Annotated in this window: 17 protein-coding genes; 6 read left to right on the plus strand and 11 right to left on the minus strand. The window is 46.5% G+C overall.

Translation table 11 applies throughout. The annotated features are described in order from the left end of the window. Positions 1–21: 21 nt before the first annotated feature. The gene (locus tag RA156_RS04790) at positions 22–1,263 is read left to right on the plus strand and encodes a hypothetical protein (protein WP_306643272.1); all 1,242 of its coding nucleotides are present in this window, start codon (positions 22–24) and stop codon (positions 1,261–1,263) included. Here the strand turns inward: RA156_RS04790 and RA156_RS04795 are convergent. The 10 genes from RA156_RS04795 to RA156_RS04840 all read right to left on the minus strand — a co-directional run bounded on the left by RA156_RS04795 (position 1,260) and on the right by RA156_RS04840 (position 16,936). Then, on the minus strand, positions 1,260–3,266 hold the full coding sequence (locus RA156_RS04795) for an alpha-ketoacid dehydrogenase subunit alpha/beta (RefSeq protein WP_306643274.1): 2,007 nt from the start codon (positions 3,264–3,266) through the stop codon (positions 1,260–1,262). The genes RA156_RS04790 and RA156_RS04795 overlap by 4 nt on opposite strands. Before the next feature lie 209 nt (positions 3,267–3,475). Then, a complete protein-coding gene (locus tag RA156_RS04800) occupies positions 3,476–3,898 on the minus strand; it encodes a GNAT family N-acetyltransferase (RefSeq protein ID WP_306643276.1) in 423 nt (140 codons plus the stop codon). A gap of 191 nt (positions 3,899–4,089) precedes the next feature. Next, positions 4,090–6,432 (minus strand): TonB-dependent receptor, encoded by a 2,343-nt coding sequence (locus tag RA156_RS04805; RefSeq protein ID WP_306643278.1) that lies wholly within the window; start codon positions 6,430–6,432, stop codon positions 4,090–4,092. A 125-nt stretch (positions 6,433–6,557) separates the two neighbouring features. Continuing rightward, entirely contained in the window at positions 6,558–7,355 is a 798-nt protein-coding gene (locus RA156_RS04810) for a hypothetical protein (protein ID WP_306643280.1), read from the minus strand. A 240-nt stretch (positions 7,356–7,595) separates the two neighbouring features. Then, a complete protein-coding gene (locus RA156_RS04815; RefSeq protein ID WP_306643282.1) occupies positions 7,596–9,005 on the minus strand; it encodes an early set domain-containing protein in 1,410 nt (469 codons plus the stop codon). 1 nt (position 9,006) lies between these two features. Continuing rightward, positions 9,007–9,906 carry an aspartyl protease family protein gene (locus RA156_RS04820; protein ID WP_306643284.1) on the minus strand — a complete coding sequence of 300 codons (900 nt, stop codon included), beginning with the start codon at positions 9,904–9,906 and terminating at the stop codon, positions 9,007–9,009. 72 nt (positions 9,907–9,978) lie between these two features. Next, positions 9,979–12,099, minus strand: a complete 2,121-nt coding sequence (locus RA156_RS04825) for a T9SS type A sorting domain-containing protein (RefSeq protein WP_306643286.1) — start codon at positions 12,097–12,099, stop codon at positions 9,979–9,981. Between the two features lie 64 nt (positions 12,100–12,163). After that, entirely contained in the window at positions 12,164–12,805 is a 642-nt protein-coding gene (locus RA156_RS04830) for a response regulator transcription factor (protein ID WP_306643288.1), read from the minus strand. Between the two features lie 48 nt (positions 12,806–12,853). Continuing rightward, entirely contained in the window at positions 12,854–15,514 is a 2,661-nt protein-coding gene (locus RA156_RS04835; RefSeq protein ID WP_306643290.1) for a sensor histidine kinase, read from the minus strand. Between the two features lie 12 nt (positions 15,515–15,526). Further along, the gene (locus RA156_RS04840) at positions 15,527–16,936 is read right to left on the minus strand and encodes a dicarboxylate/amino acid:cation symporter (protein ID WP_306643292.1); all 1,410 of its coding nucleotides are present in this window, start codon (positions 16,934–16,936) and stop codon (positions 15,527–15,529) included. Between the two features lie 195 nt (positions 16,937–17,131). Between RA156_RS04840 and RA156_RS04845 the strand changes: the two genes are divergently transcribed. Together RA156_RS04845 and RA156_RS04850 are read left to right on the plus strand one after the other, a co-directional pair. Beyond that, positions 17,132–17,713: a hypothetical protein gene (locus RA156_RS04845; RefSeq protein WP_306643294.1), complete on the plus strand. Its 582-nt coding sequence runs from the start codon at positions 17,132–17,134 to the stop codon at positions 17,711–17,713. 4 nt (positions 17,714–17,717) lie between these two features. After that, positions 17,718–18,296: a hypothetical protein gene (locus tag RA156_RS04850; protein ID WP_306643296.1), complete on the plus strand. Its 579-nt coding sequence runs from the start codon at positions 17,718–17,720 to the stop codon at positions 18,294–18,296. 72 nt (positions 18,297–18,368) lie between these two features. Here the strand turns inward: RA156_RS04850 and aroC are convergent, their stop codons facing one another. Further along, the gene (gene aroC / locus RA156_RS04855) at positions 18,369–19,460 is read right to left on the minus strand and encodes a chorismate synthase (protein WP_306643298.1); all 1,092 of its coding nucleotides are present in this window, start codon (positions 19,458–19,460) and stop codon (positions 18,369–18,371) included. Positions 19,461–19,586: 126 nt separating this feature from the next. Here aroC and RA156_RS04860 point away from each other — a divergent pair, with 126 nt between their 5' ends. From RA156_RS04860 to RA156_RS04870, 3 genes are read left to right on the plus strand one after another with little or no spacing between them, the layout of a single operon-like run. After that, entirely contained in the window at positions 19,587–20,018 is a 432-nt protein-coding gene (locus tag RA156_RS04860) for a thioredoxin family protein (protein WP_306643299.1), read from the plus strand. A gap of 3 nt (positions 20,019–20,021) precedes the next feature. Next, on the plus strand, positions 20,022–20,999 hold the full coding sequence (locus tag RA156_RS04865) for an FAD:protein FMN transferase (protein ID WP_306643301.1): 978 nt from the start codon (positions 20,022–20,024) through the stop codon (positions 20,997–20,999). Further along, positions 20,999–21,208, plus strand: a complete 210-nt coding sequence (locus RA156_RS04870) for a DUF4266 domain-containing protein (protein ID WP_306643302.1) — start codon at positions 20,999–21,001, stop codon at positions 21,206–21,208. Before RA156_RS04865 ends, RA156_RS04870 begins: the two co-directional genes overlap by 1 nt. The last annotated feature ends 65 nt before the right edge of the window (positions 21,209–21,273 follow it).

The following is a 21,273-nucleotide window of genomic DNA, read 5'->3' on the forward strand; positions in this document are numbered from 1 at the left end:
TTTGCTCAAAATCTTTCACACATGAAACGCATAACATCAATTCTATTCGGAACCTTCGTTGCTCTTTCTTGCCTTGCGCAACGCCCTGACACGGTATCCATCGCTGATATCGCTCCCTACGTACATACCTTCAACCTTGAAAATGGCAAGCTGAAAGGCGAGGGAGCAGACATCTTGATTTCAGAGATTCAAGAGTCTCAGTTCTTTCTCTTAGGAGAGTATCACTACGACTCAGGGATTTCTAACCTCACCGAAGTTCTACTGCCCATCTTAGCTGATGCTGATTACGATCACTTCGCTGTTGAAGTGGGGCCATACTCAGCAGAAAAACTCACAGAATTAGGCAAAGAGAAGAACATTGAAGAAGCGCTTCACGGTTTCTACTCTGATCAATTAGCCTTAACAGGAAGACAACCCATTCCGTTCTTCAGCGGAAAAGAAGATGCAGCCTTCTTCGAAACGGCATTAGATGAAGGCTTTGACATTTGGGGACTTGATCAAGAATACCTTGGTGGCTTCTTGTTCTTATTTGATGAGTTGTGGCAAAGTGCCTACCAGCCAAATGACCTGCTTTCAGAGTATGAGGCAGCACGCGAACGAATCAAACAGTTTTACATCAACAATGCGGAAGACGACGAGAATGAGGTCTACAATCAACTATTGGCTGATGAACGTTTGATCAAGTTGATGAATAAGCTAGCGAAGAAGTCGTGCAACGGTGAAGACCGTGTAGACGAGATTCTCAGAAGCAGTGAGATTTACCGCGACTGGAAGGGAGACCTTATGGAGAACTTAGAAGGGAGAGCCGCGCTCATGAAGGAGCACTTTAGAGAATATTACCAATGTACACGTCAGCGCGAACCTAAGGTCTTCATTAAGATGGGAGCGATGCATACTGCACGAGGTTTTACAGGAAATAGCTGTTACGAGCTAGGAAACATGGTTCACGAATTGGCGAATATGAACGGAACTAACGACCTCAATGTCACTTTTGCCACGCGTTACTATCTCGATGAAGAAACGGGTGAAATTGGCGACAACTTAACCTACGAAAGCGACTGGGTGCGCAATATGACACCGCTACTCGCCCAAGGACAACTCGATGAATGGGTGTTGATTGACCTTCGACCGATCAAAAAGATGTGGGTGAATCGCGAGCGCACGATGACGTATCAGCTGAAGTATCTGCTGCGAAACAATGACTACATCATCATCATGCCTCCGTTGCCAGAGGTCACTCCGAACTACGTTGCTGTGGATTAGTAATCCAAGAGCGCTTGAATCTTCGATCCAAGGCGATCAGAGGCTAAGAAGTTGTTCTCTAGGTCTGCTGCAAAAGGAACAGGGGTATCCAAACTTGCGCAACGCGTAACAGGAGCATCAAGGTGTTGGAAGCAGTTTTCTGTGATCAACGCACTTAACTCTCCACCAATACCACCGGTAAGGGTGTCTTCGTGAAGAACGAGCGCCCTTCCGGTCTTTCTAACACTTTGGAAGATGGTTTCTTCGTCAAGTGGAGACAGCGTTCTCAGGTCAATGACTTCAATCGAAGCATCAGACTTATCCGCTTCGGCGATAGCCCAATGAACACCCATACCGTAGGTGACAATAGTCAAATCACTTCCTTCGCGAACAGTCGCCGCTTTGCCATAGGGGAGGCTATAATAATCTACCGGTACTTCCGCAGAGATGCTTCGGTAAAGAGCCTTGTGCTCAAAGAAGATGACTGGGTTCGGATCTTCGAAGGCCCGTGTCAATAATCCTTTCGCATCTTCCGGGAAAGCAGGGTAGGCGATCTTCAGACCAGGAACTTTGAAGAACCAAGCTTCATTGCTCTGGCTGTGGAATGGACCAGCCGCTACGCCAGCACCTGTTGGCATGCGTACTACAACGTCGGCATTTTGGCCCCAGCGGTAGTGCAGTTTAGCGAGGTTGTTTACGATCTGGTTGAATCCGCAGGTAACGAAATCAGCGAATTGCATTTCCATCATTCCTTTCCATCCTTTGATTGACAGCCCAAGGGCAGAACCAACGATGGCACTTTCACAAAGTGGCGTATTACGAACGCGTTCTTTTCCGAACTGATCAACGAAGCCTTCGGTCACTTTAAACACACCACCGTATTCAGCGATGTCTTGTCCCATAAGTACTAGCTTATCGTGCTTCTCCATTGAATGACGGAGACCGTCTTGGATAGCATCAATGAAACGCATTTCTTTCGTTTCACCAGCTGGAGCTGTGGCTGCTGGTGTACCATCAACGTAGATGTCACCTAGTTCTCTATCTGTGCTCACAGGAATGGTAGGCAAGGCCAAGGCCTCTTTCAATTCCTTGTTGATGCGGTCTTTTACTTCTTTGCGCTTCGCTTCGATTTGTTCGTCGTTGAGAATGCCTTTCTCGATAAGGAACGCTTCGAAATTTTCAACTGGATCTTTTGTGCTCCATTCATCGATAATCCCTTCAGGGTAGTATTTCGTACCAGAAGCCTCCTCGTGTCCGCGGATACGGAAGGTCATGAATTCAATCATGATTGGACGAGGGTTCTTGCGAATGGATTCAGCAGCGCGTTGTACTGTTTTGAAGACTTCAATGATGTTATTACCATCCACTTGAATAGCGTCTTCCTCAGGGATGCCGTATCCAACGGCCTTCTGAGTGAAGCTCTCAAAACGGAACTGCTCGTTTGAAGGGGTAGAAAGTCCCCACTTATTATTCTCAATTCCGATAATCACGGGGAGTTGCCAAACCGCAGCAACGTTCAATGCCTCATGGAAATCACCTTCAGAAGCTCCACCGTCTCCAGTGAATACGAAGGTGGCTTTTTCGTCTTTGCCCAACTTGTTCGCCAAGGCTATGCCATCTGCAATCCCCAGCTGAGGACCGAGGTGAGAAATCATTCCCACGATGTTATGCTCAATAGTACCAAAGTGGAAACTACGATCTCGACCGTTCGTGAAGCCAGCTTCTTTCCCTTGGAATTGGGCAAAGAGGCGTGTCAACGGCACTTCACGTGTAGTGAAGATCCCTAGATTTCGGTGCATTGGAAGGATGAATTCATCCTTGTCAAGTGCGGCAGCTACTCCCACTGAAATGGCTTCCTGCCCCATTCCACTGAACCATTTTGAGATCTTCCCCTGACGCAATTGACTGAGCATTTTTTCCTCAATCAAACGTGGCAAGATGATCTTGTCATACAGGTCTAGCAGGGTCTCGTTGCTTACTCCTTCAGTATCGTAGGCTAGCACTGGCTTTTTAATCGTAGTCATTGACGATCGGTTTGGTTCGCAAACTTAACGAACGTAGGTTGGAAGTGGAACTAGAGCGGAATAGATTTTACTTATTGGTTGACGGTTGACGGTTGACGGTTGACGGTTGCATGTTGAATTAGGATGCTGGTAATGGAATGAAGTTTATCTCGACTTTCGCACCACGCACCACGCACCACGCACCACGCACCACGCACCACGCACCAAGATCACTCCATTTCTTTCTGAAAATGGAATCCTAGTACTTTGTAGCCTTCGTTGTAATAGAACTTATGCGCTCTAGGATTAGTGACATAGGCGTTCAACTCCACTGTCAAGCAGTCATTTTCTTTCGCCCATTGATGGATGTGCTCAAAGAGTTTAGAGCCAATCCCCTTCGAACGCATTCTCGGGTCAACGACCACATTATCGACCTCTAGTTGTTTCCCGCTATACCAACGAACGGTCAACCATCCCGCAGAAATAGCAATGAGTTCATCGTTTTCGAAAAGACCAAAGCATCGGTATGCTTCATAGTTGAACATATCCCGCTGCCTCTCCCGAAGCACAGATTCTTTCAAGTTCGGATTAAGTAATTCCGCCAAGGCTACCAGGTCGTCGAGGTAGCTAACGTCGAGCTGCTTGAATTCCATGGTGCAATATAGGATTCAGGCCTATGGCTTATGGCTTAAGGCTTAAGTTTTATCCTATATGACCAAACCAACTTACGCCATATGCCTTAAGCCCTAGGCCTTTAAAAAAAGTAACCCGAAGCACCATTCACGGTGTTCCTTAAGCACCGGTGCTTCGGGTTCTCCTTGCCCTGATCGTTTAAATCGGTTTATCAGAAAGTGATACGGTAAGAGAGGACAGGTAATAATGACAATTGGTAATCGTACGCGAGGCCGCCAGTTTCTTCGTCGTAGTATTCACGAAGGCGGGCTTGGTTGTTGGTGAAGTTCTGAACGTCCATTTTGAGTTCGTGGGTGCTGTTTGGACGATCACGGCGTAGGCTGATGGCGATGTTTCCAATGAAAATGTCGTCTAGCTTTTTGCTGTAGACATCGTCTGAGTACACGCTTTCGCCTTCCAAGCGAGAGGCTTCGAGATCGATTGGGGTGGTGCGTCGTCCGCCGATGAGGCTGAATCGACCGTTGAATGCGAGGACACGTTTCTTGGCTGGATCTCCTACTGGGAATTCTTTGCCGATGATGGCGTTGGTTGCGTAGTTACCGTTGTAGCGGCTGTTGCGCTTCACTCCGTCAAGAGCTACATATTTGCTTTCATACAGTGATCCTGTTACCATGAAGAACATGCCTTTATCAAAAAAGCGTTCAAGGGTGAACTCTACTCCGTAGTTTTCTCCTGTTCCTGAGTTGACGAGGTCACGTGTTGTAAACCACTCATTACTATTGATCAGGCTGTATGAACTTGTTGGATCATTCTCCACCGGGATATCGTACAGATCTTGGTAGTATACCTCGGCACGAGCGAAGAGGAGAGGGGCGATCTGACGCTCATACCCGAGTACGTAGTGACGAGCCTTTGGAAGTTCAAGCTCGGTGTTGGGCTGGAATTCATTTCCAAAATCATCGACGTCGATGGCTTGGTAGTTTGTGATCGACTCGGTTTTACTGTGCACTCCGAACCCAGCCGTAATGGTGTTCAGCTCATTCACCTTCCATTTCATACCGAGGCGTGGCTCAATATAGTATGTGCTGTTCGGCAGGTATGAAAGGACGTGTACACCTCCGGTAAATGAAACATCTTGAGTCATTCGGTATTGCCAGCTCGCGAATCCTTGGAAGACTCCTGCTTCACCTGAGCGATCAAGCGTTGTCACGCGCTCCCAAATATCTTCGTCGATGTATGAGAGGTTCAATGAGTAGAAGTGCTGAGAGTAGATTACCCCGGTACGGAGCTTGTTTCGCGCATTGAATTTGTGGTTGTATGTAGTGGCACCTCGCACAGTTGATTTACGAATCTCACCATCGTCATCAAGATAGAAGGTACCTAATGAGTCGCGTTCGTCGCTGATGAATCCACTGTGGTTTTCAGAGAAGGTCATGCTGCTTTTGAGGTAGCTCTTTTCTCCCAATGGAATGGTATGCGTAGCACCAATAACCGTCAATCCAGAATTGTAGTCGTTGTCTGTCTCCAGCACTGTTTCTTCTTCGTCGAGGTAAAGTTGTTCGTTGATCTTACTTCTCCCCATCAATCCGAAGGTGGTAAAGACTCCGGCATTTTTGGTTGGAACATTCACTTTGAATGCCGCATCCTGATACTTCGGTACCCCTTGAAAGTCTACGATTCCCGCAGCATCAAGCATGGCTAGCGATGAGTAACGGTAGTTGAAGAGGTATGAGGCGTTATTCCCCACATTCAACGGACCTTCCATCGTCACATCGGTACCGAGTACTCCGATTCCCACAGAATATTGACGCTGATTCGGATTTCCGTTTCGCAGTTTGATATCGAATAACCCAGAAAATGCATTTCCAAATTCAGGAGCGAAAGCACCGCTGTAGAAGTCTGAATTCGCAAGTAGATCACTGTTTAGGGCGTTGATCGGCCCACCTGTTGATCCTTCATCGCTGAAGTGGTTTGGATTGGGAATTTCAATGCCCTCCAGGCGCCATTGAATTCCTTTCGGACTGTTTCCTCGAACAACAATGTCATTGTTTCCTTCAGGATCTGAGGTCACTCCAGCGAAACCAGCAACCATTCGGGCTGGGTCATTGAAGCTTCCGGCGTATCTGCTCGTTTCTTCCACTGAGAAAGTTCGAGAACTCACCGTAGCCATATCATTAGATACTTCGGTTGGAGATTCTTTTGCGGTAATCTCAGCGGCTTCCATTTGGATCACCGATTCGGTCATTTCAAGGTTGAGGAGTACTTCACGACCAGCAGTGACGAGCATATTAGGCATGACCACATCTTCGTAGCCGATGGCAGAAATTTTCAAGTCAATACGACCGATAGGAGCCTCAAAGGAAAAGTTCCCATCAAGGTCAGAGTTGGTTCCAATGAATGGATCAGAGTTCGGAACAAAGATGTTCGCACCCACGATCGGAAGTTGGGTGTCAAGATCTTTGAGGCTTCCTGATACGCGTTGCGTAGCAAGTTGGGCTTCCGCGCTAGCGAAAAATAGAAGAGAAAAAATAAGTAAGCTGAGTGTGCTTTTCATGGCAAGTGATTTTGGACTTCACTCTTATTGACCATGAAAAAAATAAAGGTTGCATGTGGGAGGATTGCGGATCGCGGATTGCGGATCGCGGTTTAGCTTGAACTTTAGATTTGGACTCTCTTTTTCTACAATTCGTAGCGGTAGCTGAGGCCGAAACTTCCGGAGTTTGCGACTACTGTGGCGTCTTGTCCTTGGATGAATTGGAGGCCGATGTTTCTACGGAATGAAAGTCCGAAGTAGCCATTTTCGCCTACGCGGTAGGCGATGCCGTAAGGGATGCTAAGGCGAGAGTAGTAGACATTGCGAGCAGCGAAGCGTTCTTCTTCCATGGCTTCTTGCGTTGTTGGGTGCAACTCAGGGTCGTAGTACCTTCCTGAAAGGATGATCATTTCGTTGCCTGTGCTCCATCCAGCTGAGAAACCTCCGCCGATGTGCCATAACCAGTTATCTCCCCAAGTTCCTTTAAAAATGTACGCTGCGTCGAGGTTGATTTCGCCGTGGAGGTTGCAAAAGACGATCGATGAATCGAGTTCTTGACTCTGGTAAGTTACCATGGCTTCTTTCGGAGATACTAAGCGCATACCCAGCTGAAGCTCCTGATTTTCGTTGTATTCGCGCGTTTTCTTGTTGAGTGGATTCCATGTGGCACGCACGCTAATGAAAGCTCCGGCGGTCTCAGCTGTGATATGTTCTGAGAACATGCCTAGATCTCGTTTCATGGCCGTAGGATTCTTCGCAAACTGCATCATACGGTCAAAAGACATGCTGCCGTAATTATCCCAATCAATCCCAAGATCCACTACTGCCGAAGCAGTCTTCCAAGCACGCGTTGGTTGTCCTTTGGTATACCCAGGATAATAGTCTTGGGCTAACAAGGCAGCGGACGAGAAGCAGAAAATGAAAAAGGCAGCTAGATGTTTCATTGTCGTGGGTTTGGTTAAAGATAGTACTTATTGGTGGACGGTGGACGGTGGACGGTGGATGGTGGAACGCGGATTGCGGATTGCGGAACGCGGGTTGCGGAGCGCGGTGGAATGTGGAATGTGGAACGTGGATCGCGGAAGGCGACAATTGGTTATTGGTTATTTTTTTGGACGATTTGGAACCAAAAACTAAAGACCAACAACTAACAATCTTCCGATTAGACCTCAGCACCCATTACCTTACTCTACCCAGTACACCGAATTGTATTCTCCGAATTCATTGTTTTCGAAGAGTTGGTTGTTAGGGTCAGTCATCCATTCACCGTCGACGATGAATTTGTAGGTGTATTTGCCTGGATGGAGGTTGAGGTCAATGACCCATTCATTGTTGCGTCGGTCCATTTGATAGCCGGTGGTGCTCCAGCCGTTGAAGGATCCTGAGAGATAGACATGTTCCGCGTTAGCGAAACCAGGAAGCGCAAAATGCGCGTTCGGAGCGATAGCGATCAATGAATTACGATACTCATCAGCACCATTCACTACTTTATTCGCAGGATCTAGAATCCATGTGCCATCAACGATGAATTTGTACTCATAGTTGCCAGGGGCGAGGACGTAATCAATTTCCCATCCATTCCCCGATCTTGTCATCGTGAGACGTTCTTCATCCCAATTGTTGAAGGTACCTGTGAGTAGAACCTTCGTTGCTTCGCTGTAACCGTCTAAGCGGAACATTGTAGGAGTGCCGATGGAGAGGACTGAATTGTACTCGCCATATTCATTCGGATGCTGGTTTGGGTTCGCCGGATCTGAAATCCAATCGCCATCCACGATGAAACGGTATTCATAATTACCGTCTTCCAAGTACACATCAACATACCATCCTGTGGCGTCTTTTTGCATGCGCACATCACGCTCTTGCCACCAGTTAAAACTTCCGCTGAGGAATACTTTTCGGGCCTTTTGATAACCCTCGAGGTAGAAGCGGTGGTTCGTTTTGAAGTAAACACTGTTGTTACCCCAGTGGCCATCATCTTGCGTTTGCTTGTTGGAAGGGTCATCAACCCACTTACCGTCAACGACGAATTTGTAAAGGTGCTTTCCTTCTGCCAAAACTTTCGTCAATTCCCATCCTTCAGAGGTTTTGGTCATCAGGTCTGCTTTCGGATCCCATTTATTGAAGCTTCCGGCGAGGTAGACTTCCTTGGCGTTCTTGTAGCCATCAAGGACGAAGGTGGTTCCATTTTCGATTTCGAAAACGCTTAAAGGGAATTTCAAGCGGTTGGCTCCAAAACGTGCTTGTTCAACGGCTTCGGCTCCAGCTTCTTCAAGGGTAGAAACTTCTTCTTGAGATATGCTTCCAGAAAGAGAAGTAATCGGCTTTCTGAGTTGAATGAATTCGCCACCGTAGTCTTCGAGTAACCAACCGAGTGGAGTGACCTTGTCTGAGGAGTTCCAAAGTGAATCCATTTCAGACATGCACGTACCGTAGCTGCAAAGCAAGCTGTCGAGGGCGGCTTCGCTGATGCTGTTGTTCAGTTTGACCACGATATCGCTGCCTTCGAAGTTTAATTCGAGGGTGTCTTTTTGCGCTAGCGCGGAAATGGTTCCGGCTAACACGGCGAGTATGGTCAATATGTCGCGCATCATCCTAATCATAAAGGTACATTTCAAACGACTGGTTTTCAAAATCAAAATAGGTCACACCTCTGACTAGCAGAGAGATCCCGAGCATTCCGTCAATCGACCTTCGGTATGATTCTCCCATCACTTCAAGGTTGGTGATGATCAATGGCATCCCTCTAAATTCTTTTCCTTGGATCTCACATCTCTTGAAACTTCCCAGAAGGACCTCGACTTCGCTTCCAGTCGAACTAGTTAAAAGACTGCGCTTTCTGATGGAGATGTCACTCAATAACTCCGCTGGAATGTCCGTGTTCAACACAGAAACCTCGGCACCTGTATCAATGGAAAAGACCGAGGAAACACCTGAGACTTTTAGATCCATAAAGATGGCCTCACGGGTCGATTCCATGTCTATCTTGATGTCTGCCTTCGGTCTATCTTGATTCTTCTTGTACAGAACTAAGACACGGTTTCTCACATCGAGCTTGACTAGATATGGTGTTAACAGGTTGAGCCCAAAAAGTCCGTGGATTTGAATGCCTCTTTTTTCTTCTAATGCCCCAAGGTCTGTCAAGTCGACATCTACACCCTTGTAGCTGATTTGATCAAGTCCGAGATTCTTTACTCGAGAACGGTAGGCGAGGTCATATTGACCTCCAACACCGGTGACCACGCGGTCTTCAGCGCTGATATAGTCACGGAAGTAAGTAGAATTGAGTACAAGGTAAGGGGCTCCAGTATCTAGAATGAAATTGCCATCGATGCCATCAACGGTGGCTTCAATGATGAGCAGGCTGCCAGCCATCTTGAGCGGTATCACCGCAGAGTCTCCTTCCATGATGCATTGTGGAGGAGTAATGTTGGTTTCCCCAGCATGGGAACACAACGCTGCGAAGATTAGCCATATGGACAGCAGAGCGCGCACGAAGGGAAGGTACTCAATACTCGGTATCAACAAAAGAAATGGCGGGACAATGCCCGCCATTCTTTGTTAAGTTTAGTTGATGATCAACCGCTTGATTACCTCTTGGTTATCGAGGCTTATTCGCACATAATAGATGCCAGTTGAGAGGGCTGAAACATCTAGTTGAGAGATGTTGTAGTGCGTTGAGATGATTCGACCATGTTGATCGAAAATGATGATCTGTTCAGGAGTTGAGCTTGTTTGAATAGTGAGCTGATCTGCAGCAGGATTGGGGTAAATCGTCGCTTCCAACTCGTATTCGAGAACATTGTCAGGTTCTCCACTGACCGTCCAGACGCCACCATTAAACCACAGTCCGTAGAAAGCTCCATCGAACTGATAGAGTTGATCAAGGAATGGGTAGTTAGGTCCGACCGTACCAATGAGCTGCTCCCATGTTGAAGCCTGTTCGTTCCATTGGTACAGACCGAAAGGAGTGTTGAAATCATTGTAGGTATAAAGGTTACCGTTCAACGACCAAATTCCTTGATAGTCGTTTTCAGACGTTAACCCGGTTGTGGATACGTCTTCCCAATCGATTCCATTCTGTGAACGAGTAAGTGACTTTTCATCTTGGAAGAAACCACCGAGTAAATAGCGATATACGAAACTATCATGAACAGTGAGCATGTTGTTTGAATTCATGTCTCCATAGAATGTCCATGTAGAACCATTATCTGTTGAGATGGCGTACCCAGCATTCATATCAGCGTACAGCGTACCATCGAGACTAAGGATGTTTTCGATATGGTTGTCAATCACACCGCCGAGACCGAAAGTGACATTGTTAGTCCATGTGGCTTCAGCATACGAATTCCCGTTGTCCTCAGAAACCCAAACTTTAGGTCCTTGCGCAATATTGAAGCTGCGACTGCAAATGATTTTGAGGTTGTCTGATTCAGTAATGAAATTCGGTTGCTGACCTCCGAATTCGTTCGACATCCTTGGTTGAAAATCGTAGCTGCCATTCAGACTCGAAAGAATGTTTGCTCCACAGATAAATGTCGAATCACCAATAACGGCGACGTATTCATTTCCAATTTCGAATCCTGTTGATTCAGCATCGGCGAGTGTTTCCCAGGAGTAGGTAATCGGGTCAAAGCCCATTAAAGCGCTTCCACCTGTAGCCAATAAAAGACCGTCGTACTGAACTAGGTTGGATGTTGTGGCAGCCTCACCTGGTTTTGAAACAAGATCGCCTTCACCGTAATCAGCAAATTCACAGACACCGTTTTCGGTTGACACTAGCAGATGGTCATCATTGAAGATGGCCATTGAATTGATTTGACCCAAAGAACGAATCAACGTCCAGCTAGCACCTTGATCTGTTGATTTCCATATTCCATCAAGGTTCGTAGTGAGGAGATGATCGTCATTGACCTTGATAAAGCGTTGTCCATAGTCACTATAAGTCGTAGAACTTAAGTCGGAAGAAGTCCAGCTCAACCCATTGTCATCAGAATAGATGACAGGAAAACCTACGATGTTCGTACCAAGTAAAATGCGATCACCCACTTTCGCAAAACCTTGTCCGATGGCAGAAAATAGAATTCCACCGCCAATATCTACTTGTGGTTCAGTTGCGAGGGTTGTCCATGTTTCGCCGAGATCTGTTGAGTATTTGGTGACCCCACTCACCACGCTTCCAGCGCATTGCCAAATTTCATTTTCCGCAACCAAGTCCAACCCATGCGTGAGAGAACCACCGGCTTCAGCTTCAGTCCATGTTCCCTGATCAAATCGATGAGGTGCATGGAGAGTTCCTCCAATCATCTCAATCCCGGTACCTCCTATGGCATGTGTAGGAATCAAGATGGAGCTTAATGTCTGACTTCCATTATCAAAGGTATCCCCCCAATCATCTGACATGTAGACACGTTGCCCGTCGTTTGTGCCGACGATAAGATGACCTTCAGAGATGGTAATTGTACGTGGATCACAGAGTTCTGGAATACCATTGGTAAGGTGTTCCCAAGTAGCACCGCCATCGGTTGTCCGCATTAGTTTCTCATTGAAACCAATAAATGCGGTTTCACCTGAAGCCCAGACGGCTTTTGATACGCCATTGGTATTCACTGGACCACCCGTAAATTGAAATTGGGAGAGTCCTAGGAAGGGCGAGATCAATAGGCAGATCGTAATTAGATTTTTCATTGGTTGAATGTTTGACACAAAGGTCATCTTCAACCTGTCGCTGCTCAATAGGGCAACTGCACCATTATATGAGTTTATGGCGGTATGCAAGCTGTAGGGCTTGCGAACGATTGTTCACGTTGAGCTTCTTGTAGATGTTCTCCGTGTGGCGTCTGACGGTGTTCGGACTAATATTCAAGTTACTTCCGATTTCACCAGAATTGAGTCCGTTGCATAAATGCGCTAAAACGTCTAGCTCTCTTGGAGAAAGGCCAAAGTCTTGGGCTTCTTTATCTACAATCTCAGGATCTTGAATAATCCGAATGGCCTTTGATGCCACTTCAGGTGATAGCATTGCTTTGCCGCTCATGACAAGGTCGATCGCGTTTCGAAGCTCTCCAGGGTCACTTTCTTTGAGCAGATAACCCTTTGCACCCGCTTTTAAAGCTCCATAGACACTCTGTTCGTCGTCTTTAACGGTCAACATGATGGTTCTAATGTGAGGGTAGAGCTGTGCAATCTCTCCACAAGCTTCAATACCATCCATACCTGGCATATGAATGTCCATCAAGATGATGTCGATATTGCTGTCGTTCGCAAGTTGTGCCAACAATTCACCGCCCTCCGTCGCCTTTGACTTGATCTTGATGTCGTCAAATAGGCCGAGTTTATTGATGATGGCTTGCGCCAGGAAGGCATTGTCTTCAGCGAGGGCAATTCGAATCATGATACGAAGATGCTGGATTCTGCCAGAGATGGCAATAGTGCACTTGCCCTATTCGTTGAATGGAATCGATAATGAGATGCCACCTCCTGATTCTCTCTTTAGGATTTGAAATGAGGATTGAACTTCAGAGGCACGTTGCGCCATTCCTTTTAATCCGCTACCTCGTTTCATTTCAGCTTCGCCGAATCCGATGCCGTCATCTACTACAGTGATCTCAATACTTGATGGATGCAGAAGGAAACTGACGGTAATCTGTTCTGCTTGCGCGTATTTGATCGCATTGTTGATCGCTTCCTGAATAATTCGGAAGTAGTTGATGGTCTGCGCAGGGGATAGTTCAATGTCTGGGATATCAGCACTTTGAATTTTGATTTCTCCTGAAAAGGCAGCTTGAGACTGTTCGACATACCGATCAACTCGGGCTTGGAATTCAGAGAAGTGGATTCGTCGTTCTCCAACTGCCCAAATGGTTTCCCTCAATTGCCCCATTGTTTCTCGCGCGAAGGAGTTAATAGGGGAGAGCTTCGTCTTTTGATCCTCGTCGCGGTACATCTCTAAGTCAATGCTTGAGATGATGTGTGAGAGCCTCGCTCCAATGTTGTCATGTAATTCTCTTGAGATTCTGATCCGTTCATCAGCCACCTTTTTATCTTCCAGTTGCTTACGGATCAGTTGTCTTTGTCTGCGGTTTCGAGCCAAGGCAAATGCTAGAAGGACTAACAGAACAGTAGATGTTATGATGATCAAGATGAACCACCATCGTTGTGTTATCGGAGTGATACGTTCGATGTTTAGGAAGTTGGAGTCGCTGGCAGCATACATTTGCTGCGAATACTCATCTTTAACCCAAGTCTTAATATCAATTTGTTCATCTACCTGAATGAGTAGTTCTTCACCATGGATGACCTGCTTCAGTGAATCTCCTGTTTCCACCCAGAAGGTGTATCGATTTCCTTTTTCTGGATAGACACACGATACTTTGATTTTTGCTTGCTTTTGTTGTGCTGCGATCCAAGCCTTTTCTGTGGCAAACTCCACAGCGTTCGCAACATCAACGCGCATTTTAGGCACGGATGCCGCTTCGGATAGAATGTCCGAAAGATTGAATCGTGCAAATCCCTCGACTCCAGCAACGTATACATGATCTGCTTGATCTACGTACCATCCGCCTTGATTGAATTCTCTCTGCGGAAGGCCGTCACTGTGATCAATCTTTAGAATGTTGTCACCAAGCATCAAATATGTTGAACGCGTGCCCAAAACGAATAGATCGTTACCAACGACATCCAGACCAAGAAGATCAATGTCAGGACTTGGTACAGACACCAACTCTTGCCCTTGTAGCTTAAACAAGCCGCCTTGTAGCGAAGAAAACCAAGTGGATTCGTTGTATTTGACGCTACTTGAGAAGACCATGGTTTCCTCATGGTTCAACACTTCGGTAATGTTGAGTTCACTATCTAGAAAAACAACCTCCGTTGTTGTGGATGCGAGATAGCCGTTCAGGTACGGTGTGATATGCATGATATATCCCGTAAAGCCTGCTTCCTTCAGTGAAGTGTGAGAAAGGTAATTCCCTTGTGGATCAAAAAGAACAACACTCGTTTTAGTAAAGCCCCAGATTGCTTGTCCATCAATGCTTTCTTGAAAGCAAGTAACTGTGTTCCCGATGGATTCTACTTGGTCATAGAAGACGAACTCTAAACCTATACCATTCCATCGGAGAATGCCGTTGCGATATGTACCAACTAGGAATGTTTGATCTGTTTCTATTCCCGAGATGCAATTCATTCCTTTTGTTGCAGAAATAATCGGATGGTTCGATTCTCCGAAGCTTTCAATACCATTGGAAGTGGTGCAAAAAACATCACTCTTCCCTTCGAAAATGGACCATGCCGGATTGACTTTATCATCACTAGAACTTGGATAGAAATCAAGGTGCAAGGCGTTTCGATGAATCATCCAAAGGCCGTTGGATACAGTGCCGATCCAAAGATTGCCGCGACGGTCAACAAAGGCAGTTTCGAGGCGGGTTTTAGGCCAACTTACCCGGATATTTTGAGGTGAATCCGTCTCCAGTTGATAGATGCCTTGATTCGCGAGTACGATCTTTTCTTTCTTTGAGATCAACAGCTCAAAAGCATAACTAGTCTGAGTCAGAAACTGTCCGTTGATAAACAAAGAGTCGCCATGTAAATTCTCGTGTAGCTTCAGTGAATTACTTCCTCGAGAATAAGGTGTGTGATAAGGAGCTTCCATCATTCTCCCTCCTGATAAATCAGATGCAATGATCCAATGAAGATCATTTCCGAAAATGATCAAGCTATCATTTTCTTCACCTGCGTAATTAGAAAAGAAGGAGGTCGGGAATTCGAAACTTGTGAGTTCATTTCCACTCTTGTCTAGCCTGTGAATAGCACGCTGAGATAGCGCGTAAAGGTGCGTTGAATCAGAGGCGTAGAAAAGGTCATAGATGTATTCATCTATGGTAAAGTCTCGCAACTGGTAACCATCCCAGCTCTGCAGTCCGCCAGGGGTTCCCACCATGATTGTACCATCTGGAAGTTCGTTAATGGCAGTGACGGTATTGCGACGCAATCCGTCTTCAATATCTATTTCAAGCGTAGTGTATAATTGAGCGGTTGATTCCTGTCCGAACGAAGCATGGAAAAGCCAGAGGCAGGAGCAAAAAGTCAACCAACGAATCACAGCAGCGATACCTTAAACCTGAGGTTCTTCAAGTTCACCTTCGCTTGCTGCAATGACAGTAGAAACGGCACCATCACCCGTCACGTTCACAACGGTACGACACATATCAAGGATACGGTCTACTGGGAAGATGAGCGCGATCCAAGCGTCGTTCAATCCAACAGAGGTCAAGACCAACATCATCAGAACCAATCCGGCACTTGGTACAGCTGCTGCACCAATTGATGCGAGGGTAGCAGTTAAGACAATCGTGGCTTGCGCTCCGAATGATAGATCTACCATGTGGAACTGCGCCAATGCGATAACGGCCACCGCTTGGTACAGACTTGTTCCATCCATATTCACCGTGGCTCCAATTGGAAGCACGAAACTGGTGGTACGTTCAGACACTCCAATATTCTTGTTCACACAATCCATTGTTACCGGAAGCGTAGCCACTGAGGAAGAGGTCGCGAATGCAGTAATCTGCGCATCACGCATTCCCTTGAGGAATCGACGAGGTGTCATTTTCTTCACCAACACAGAAACAAGTGTAGGATATACGAGGAACACCATGATCACCAGACCAAGGATCACCACCGCAGAGTATTTCAATAAAAAGTCAAGAAGCGAGAAGAACTTGTCGGGATCGGATCCCGCGGCGGTTACTACCTGACCGGCCATCAAGGCGAAAACGAAGATCGGCATGAACTGCATGACGACAATCACCATGCGCACGAATATCTCATTCAGGCCATCAATCAATTTGACGACAGGGTCACTCTTTTCACTAGGTATGGTCACCAACACGATTCCGAAGAAAATCGCGAAGAAGATGATCTGCAGCATTTGTTGCGAGCTCAACGCCTTAAAGATGTTATTCGGAATCACATCAACCAAAGGCTGCAAGGGGCCTTGCTTCTTGGTTGTGTTCATCTTGTTGATCTTGTCTTGGAGGTTCGCGTCTACCTCTTCGGCACCCATTTCTTCGCGTACTTCAGCTACCATCGCTTGACGCGCAGGGTCATTCAGGTAGTCGATTTCATCTAAGCGCTCGATACCACTATCTGTGGCCCAGATTTCATAGCGAACACGATTTCTCGATCGGAGGTCATCATCAACATGAACCCCTGGTTTGATGAGGTTTACCAAGACTAATCCAATTACAATCGCAGCGGCAGTAGTGATAACGTAGGTACCCAAGGTTTTGAGTCCCATCCGACCCAGTTTCTGGATATCTCCCAGTGATGTCACACCCACGATGATCGAGAATAATACCAGCGGCACCGCAATCAGCTTCAGGAGATTCACGAAGATGTCTCCGAAAGGCTTCACATAGTCTATCGTGAAGTCATTCCAACCAAACTTGATCGACATCCAGGCGAACACAGCACCCAACACCATTCCGATAATAACTTGCCAATGCAGCGCGATCTTTTTCATGGGAGAATTTTTGGAGGTGGTAAGATGCGAAAAATCTTCCACCCGGCGTCGGGTGACCGGCGTCCGGCATCCGGCGTCCGAAAGGTAAATACGGATGCCGGACGCCGGATAGCGGAACCCCTACCGTTCCCCACGTTTGTGGTACGTCAATCCTAAAAAGCCAGGGATATGTTTGTATTCAACTATGTTGTAATCATGATTGAAGGTGCTAGGTATGTTGATCTGATAGCTTTTTTGCATTCGTCTGAGAAACGCAAGGTCACGATCAGACCGATGTTTGGTTGGCTCCGGATGGTCATCGGCTCGCTGCTGATAATTCTGGCCATTGCTGGGAATTATTCTTTGGATCCAGAGAAGCAATCATTGACAACGGTCATTGCACTTGTGGTTTTGATCGGCGGGTTCAGCTTTACATGGGTTCGTCAAGTCATTGATAAGTCTTTTGGAGTAGAGGAACGCGCATGGTGGCTTGGTATCATTCCAGGCAAAACACATCGCTTGAATAAGAGCGATTTTCAGGCCATTTGTCTCCTCAAACAACGAGCCAACCATGGTTATCAAAGCGTTCGTTTTCAAGTCTCCTCGGCAACCACGAATACTGTCATCGACCACTATCGCATCACCTTATTAGGAGACGGGCATAAGACCAAAGAAATCCTTCAAGACATTAAGGAAAATCAAGAAGTAGCTGAAGAATTACTGAAAGCTTGGAGTGTAAGTTTCGAACTCCCAATTGAAGCTTACAATCCTCCACGAACATCACGAAAGCGACGATAAAACAATGAAAAATACTACACTAGATCAATTCTTAATTGACGACACTCAAAAGGTTAAGGTATCCGAATTACTATGGGGGAAATCTAAGTCTGTTGTGGGAGTCGTGATGTTCGTGATTGTTACGCTCTTGTTTACACTAATTCTGCACTTGGCCATTGTAGTGGTCATCTTTCTACTAGTTCTGTGGATAATCGGAGCGTATATGGGCTTTTCACGTCAGGTCTATGAAATAGATATTGAAAATCGGACAGTTCGAGACTATGTGAAGGTATTCGGACTATATAATTCTAAGGGTGAAGTTATTTACTTTGATGACTACCCATACCTCTCTATGATGAGAGCGAATGTGGTCAGCAGTCGTCAAATTTCGATGATCTCCGCTGCGGGAGTGGCAGGCAACGACCTAAATTTCACGGAATACCGCGTCACCTTGCTATCCAAAGATCACCGTAGAAAGCACGTCATCGAACGCATCATCGAAGATCCTGAAAAAGCCAAGAAAAGGGTAGAGGCATGGAGTGAAAAACTGGACTTGCCGGTGGTGACGTATTCGCCTCCGCGGGTTGCTAGACGTAGGCGATAAATTTTTACTAGGCGTTAGGCTATAGGCTTTAGGCGTTAGTTAGATCCTCTGTTATAGACTATAGTTTATTAATTATCGATTAGAGACTCTCGACGCTCGACCGCGCAGCAAAGCGTCTGCGATGACCATTGCTGTCATGGCTTCTACGATTGGGACTGCTCGGGGGAGTACGCACGGATCATGTCTCCCTTTTCCTTTTGCCACTGCTTCTTGTCCTGCGGTGTCTACGGTGCTTTGGTCTTGCATGATGGTGGCTACAGGTTTGAAGGCGATGGAGAGAGAGATTTCTTCTCCGTTTGAGATTCCTCCTTGGATGCCGCCGCTGTTGTTGCTGGTTGTTTTTATTTCGCCTTCGGTGGAAGCGAATGAGTCGTTCTGTTCACTGCCGTAGTCATAGGTGCCTTGGATTCCGCTTCCGAGTTCAACGCCCTTCACTGCGTTGATAGAGAAGAGGGCCTTAGCTAGCTCAGCGTGCAATTTGTCAAAGACGGGCTCGCCGATTCCAGCCGGCATGCCGCGAACGATGCAACGAATAGATCCTCCTACCGTGTCGCCTTTTTTTCTGGTTTCGTCTATGAGGGAAATCATCTGTTCCGCGCTAGCGAGATGAGGACAACGAACAATCGTTTGATCAACATCAGTCTTTGAAACCCCTGAGTGATCATATGCGTTATCGATGGTTAGATCCTTTACACGTTCGACCCAAGCGATCACTTCAATGTTTCGAGTCGAAAGGAATGCTTGGGCAACAGCCCCACCTACAACACGAGAAGCCGTTTCACGAGCACTCGATCTGCCCCCTCCGCGATAGTCGCGATGACCGTACTTCATTTGCCAGGTGTAATCAGCATGAGAAGGACGGTAAACATCTTTGATGTGACTGTAATCCTTTGAACGTTGGTCTTGGTTGGGAATGATGAAACCTATCGGTGTGCCAAGTGTCTTGCCTTCAAACACCCCGCTCAGAATCTGCACCGTGTCACTCTCCTTGCGCTGGGTGGTGATTTTGGACTGACCCGGCTTTCGACGATCCAATTCAGCCTGAATCATTTCTGAAGTGAGCTCCAGTCCAGCCGGACATCCATCGATCACACCGCCAATGGCGGATCCGTGAGATTCACCGAAAGTGGTGAGTTTGAAAAGGGTTCCTAGGGTATTTGACATGGCTACTTATTGATCCGAAAGTTCCAAAATAATAACATCAACTCGGCATGTTTTGCTCACAGCGAATGCATAAGTGATGATAATATTAGTCATAAACATTCCGTTATAATTCAAACCTGCATTTTCATGAGACAATTACTTAGCCTGGCCTTTCTGGCCTTATGCGCCATTGGTGTATCCGCACAACAATGGCAGACAGATTTCGATTCCGCTTCCGCGCTAGCGAAAAAAGAAGGGAAGAAACTTATCATGGTATTTCAAGGGTCTGATTGGTGTGCACCATGCATGAAGTTAGATCATGAGATTATCTCTCAAGAACAATTTGTAACTATCGCTAACGCGGAATTCGTGCTACTCCAAGTAGACTTTCCTCGTCGTAAAAAGAACGCTTTAAGTGCCGAACAAACCGCTCAGAATAAGCGGTTGGCATCGATGTATAACCCGAATGGAATATTCCCTCTTGTTGTTGTTTTTGATAGCAATGGCAAGAAGCTAGGGGAGTTGGGATATGAGAAAACGACGCCCGATCAATACGCCAATAAAATCACTCAACTCTAGCCTATGCGAATCTTCCTTGTCACTTTACTTACAGCGTTGAGCTTCCATCTTTCAGCCGAACAGATATATACAAAGACGACCAAACTCATGGGAAGTCGATTCGATATCACAGTGGTGGCCGAGAGTGCTGAAGACGGCGATGCATTCATTCAATCCGCGATTGAAGAGATTACAAGAATTGAACAATTGATTTCTTCTTGGGATCCTCATTCATTGACTTCTGAAGTCAACGCTAACGCGGGAATTACTCCGGTTGAAGTAGATCAAGAGTTGTTCGATTTGATTAGCCGAAGCAAACAAATTTCGCAACTGACCGATGGAGCCTTTGACATTTCATATGCATCGATGGACCGAATCTGGAAGTTCGATGGATCGATGTCGATGCTTCCTTCCGAAGATAGAATTGCCGCATCTGTAGCGAAAGTTGGCTTTCAGAACATTCAAATGGACGTCGAAGCGGGCACCGTGTTCTTACCCTTAAAAGGGATGAAGATTGGCTTTGGAGGAATAGGAAAGGGGTATGCCGCCGATATGGCAAAACAGCTATTGCGCGACCAAGGAGCCACGGCTGGAATTATAAATGCCAGCGGGGACATGAACACCTGGGGAACACAACCCGATGGAACGCCTTGGACTGTTGCGATCACCAACCCTATGAACAAGAATGAGTCTTTCGCCACTCTTCCTATTCAAGATCAAGCGGTAGTTACTTCAGGGAATTATGAGAAGTATGTAGAGATCGAAGGACAACACTACGCGCATATCATCGACCCTCGGACTGGAATGCCTTCTCAGGGCATTGTTTCAGTAACGGTGTTCGGACCGTCGGCAGAACTAGCCGATGCCTTGGCTACTGCCACGTTTGTCATGGGAATAGAAGTAGGCATCGATCGAATAGAACAACTAAAGGGAATGGAGTGCATCATCGTAGATGACCAAGGAAAGCTGCATGTAAGCTCCGGAATCAATATCAACAACTAATGAAGAAGATAACCAGCATACTGTTACTCGCACTATTTCTTTCCGGCTGCACTGTGCTAGAAGAATACGAGAAAATGAATCTGAATGATCCAGATATGGCATTGTCAGATTTGAAATTGGATAAGAACTTAAGCACATTCCATTCTTATAGAGAAGCGGCCTCAGGAGGGAATGGCGGTAAAACCGGCGGCGGATGCGGATGCAATTAAAGCATATAGTCTCCTTCCTATGTTTCGGCATTTTCTTGTTTGCCTCACGATCATCCAATGCTCAA

Origin of the sequence: Sanyastnella coralliicola, assembly GCF_030845195.1 — a bacterium.
GTDB classification, from domain to species: domain Bacteria; phylum Bacteroidota; class Bacteroidia; order Flavobacteriales_D; family Sanyastnellaceae; genus Sanyastnella; species Sanyastnella coralliicola.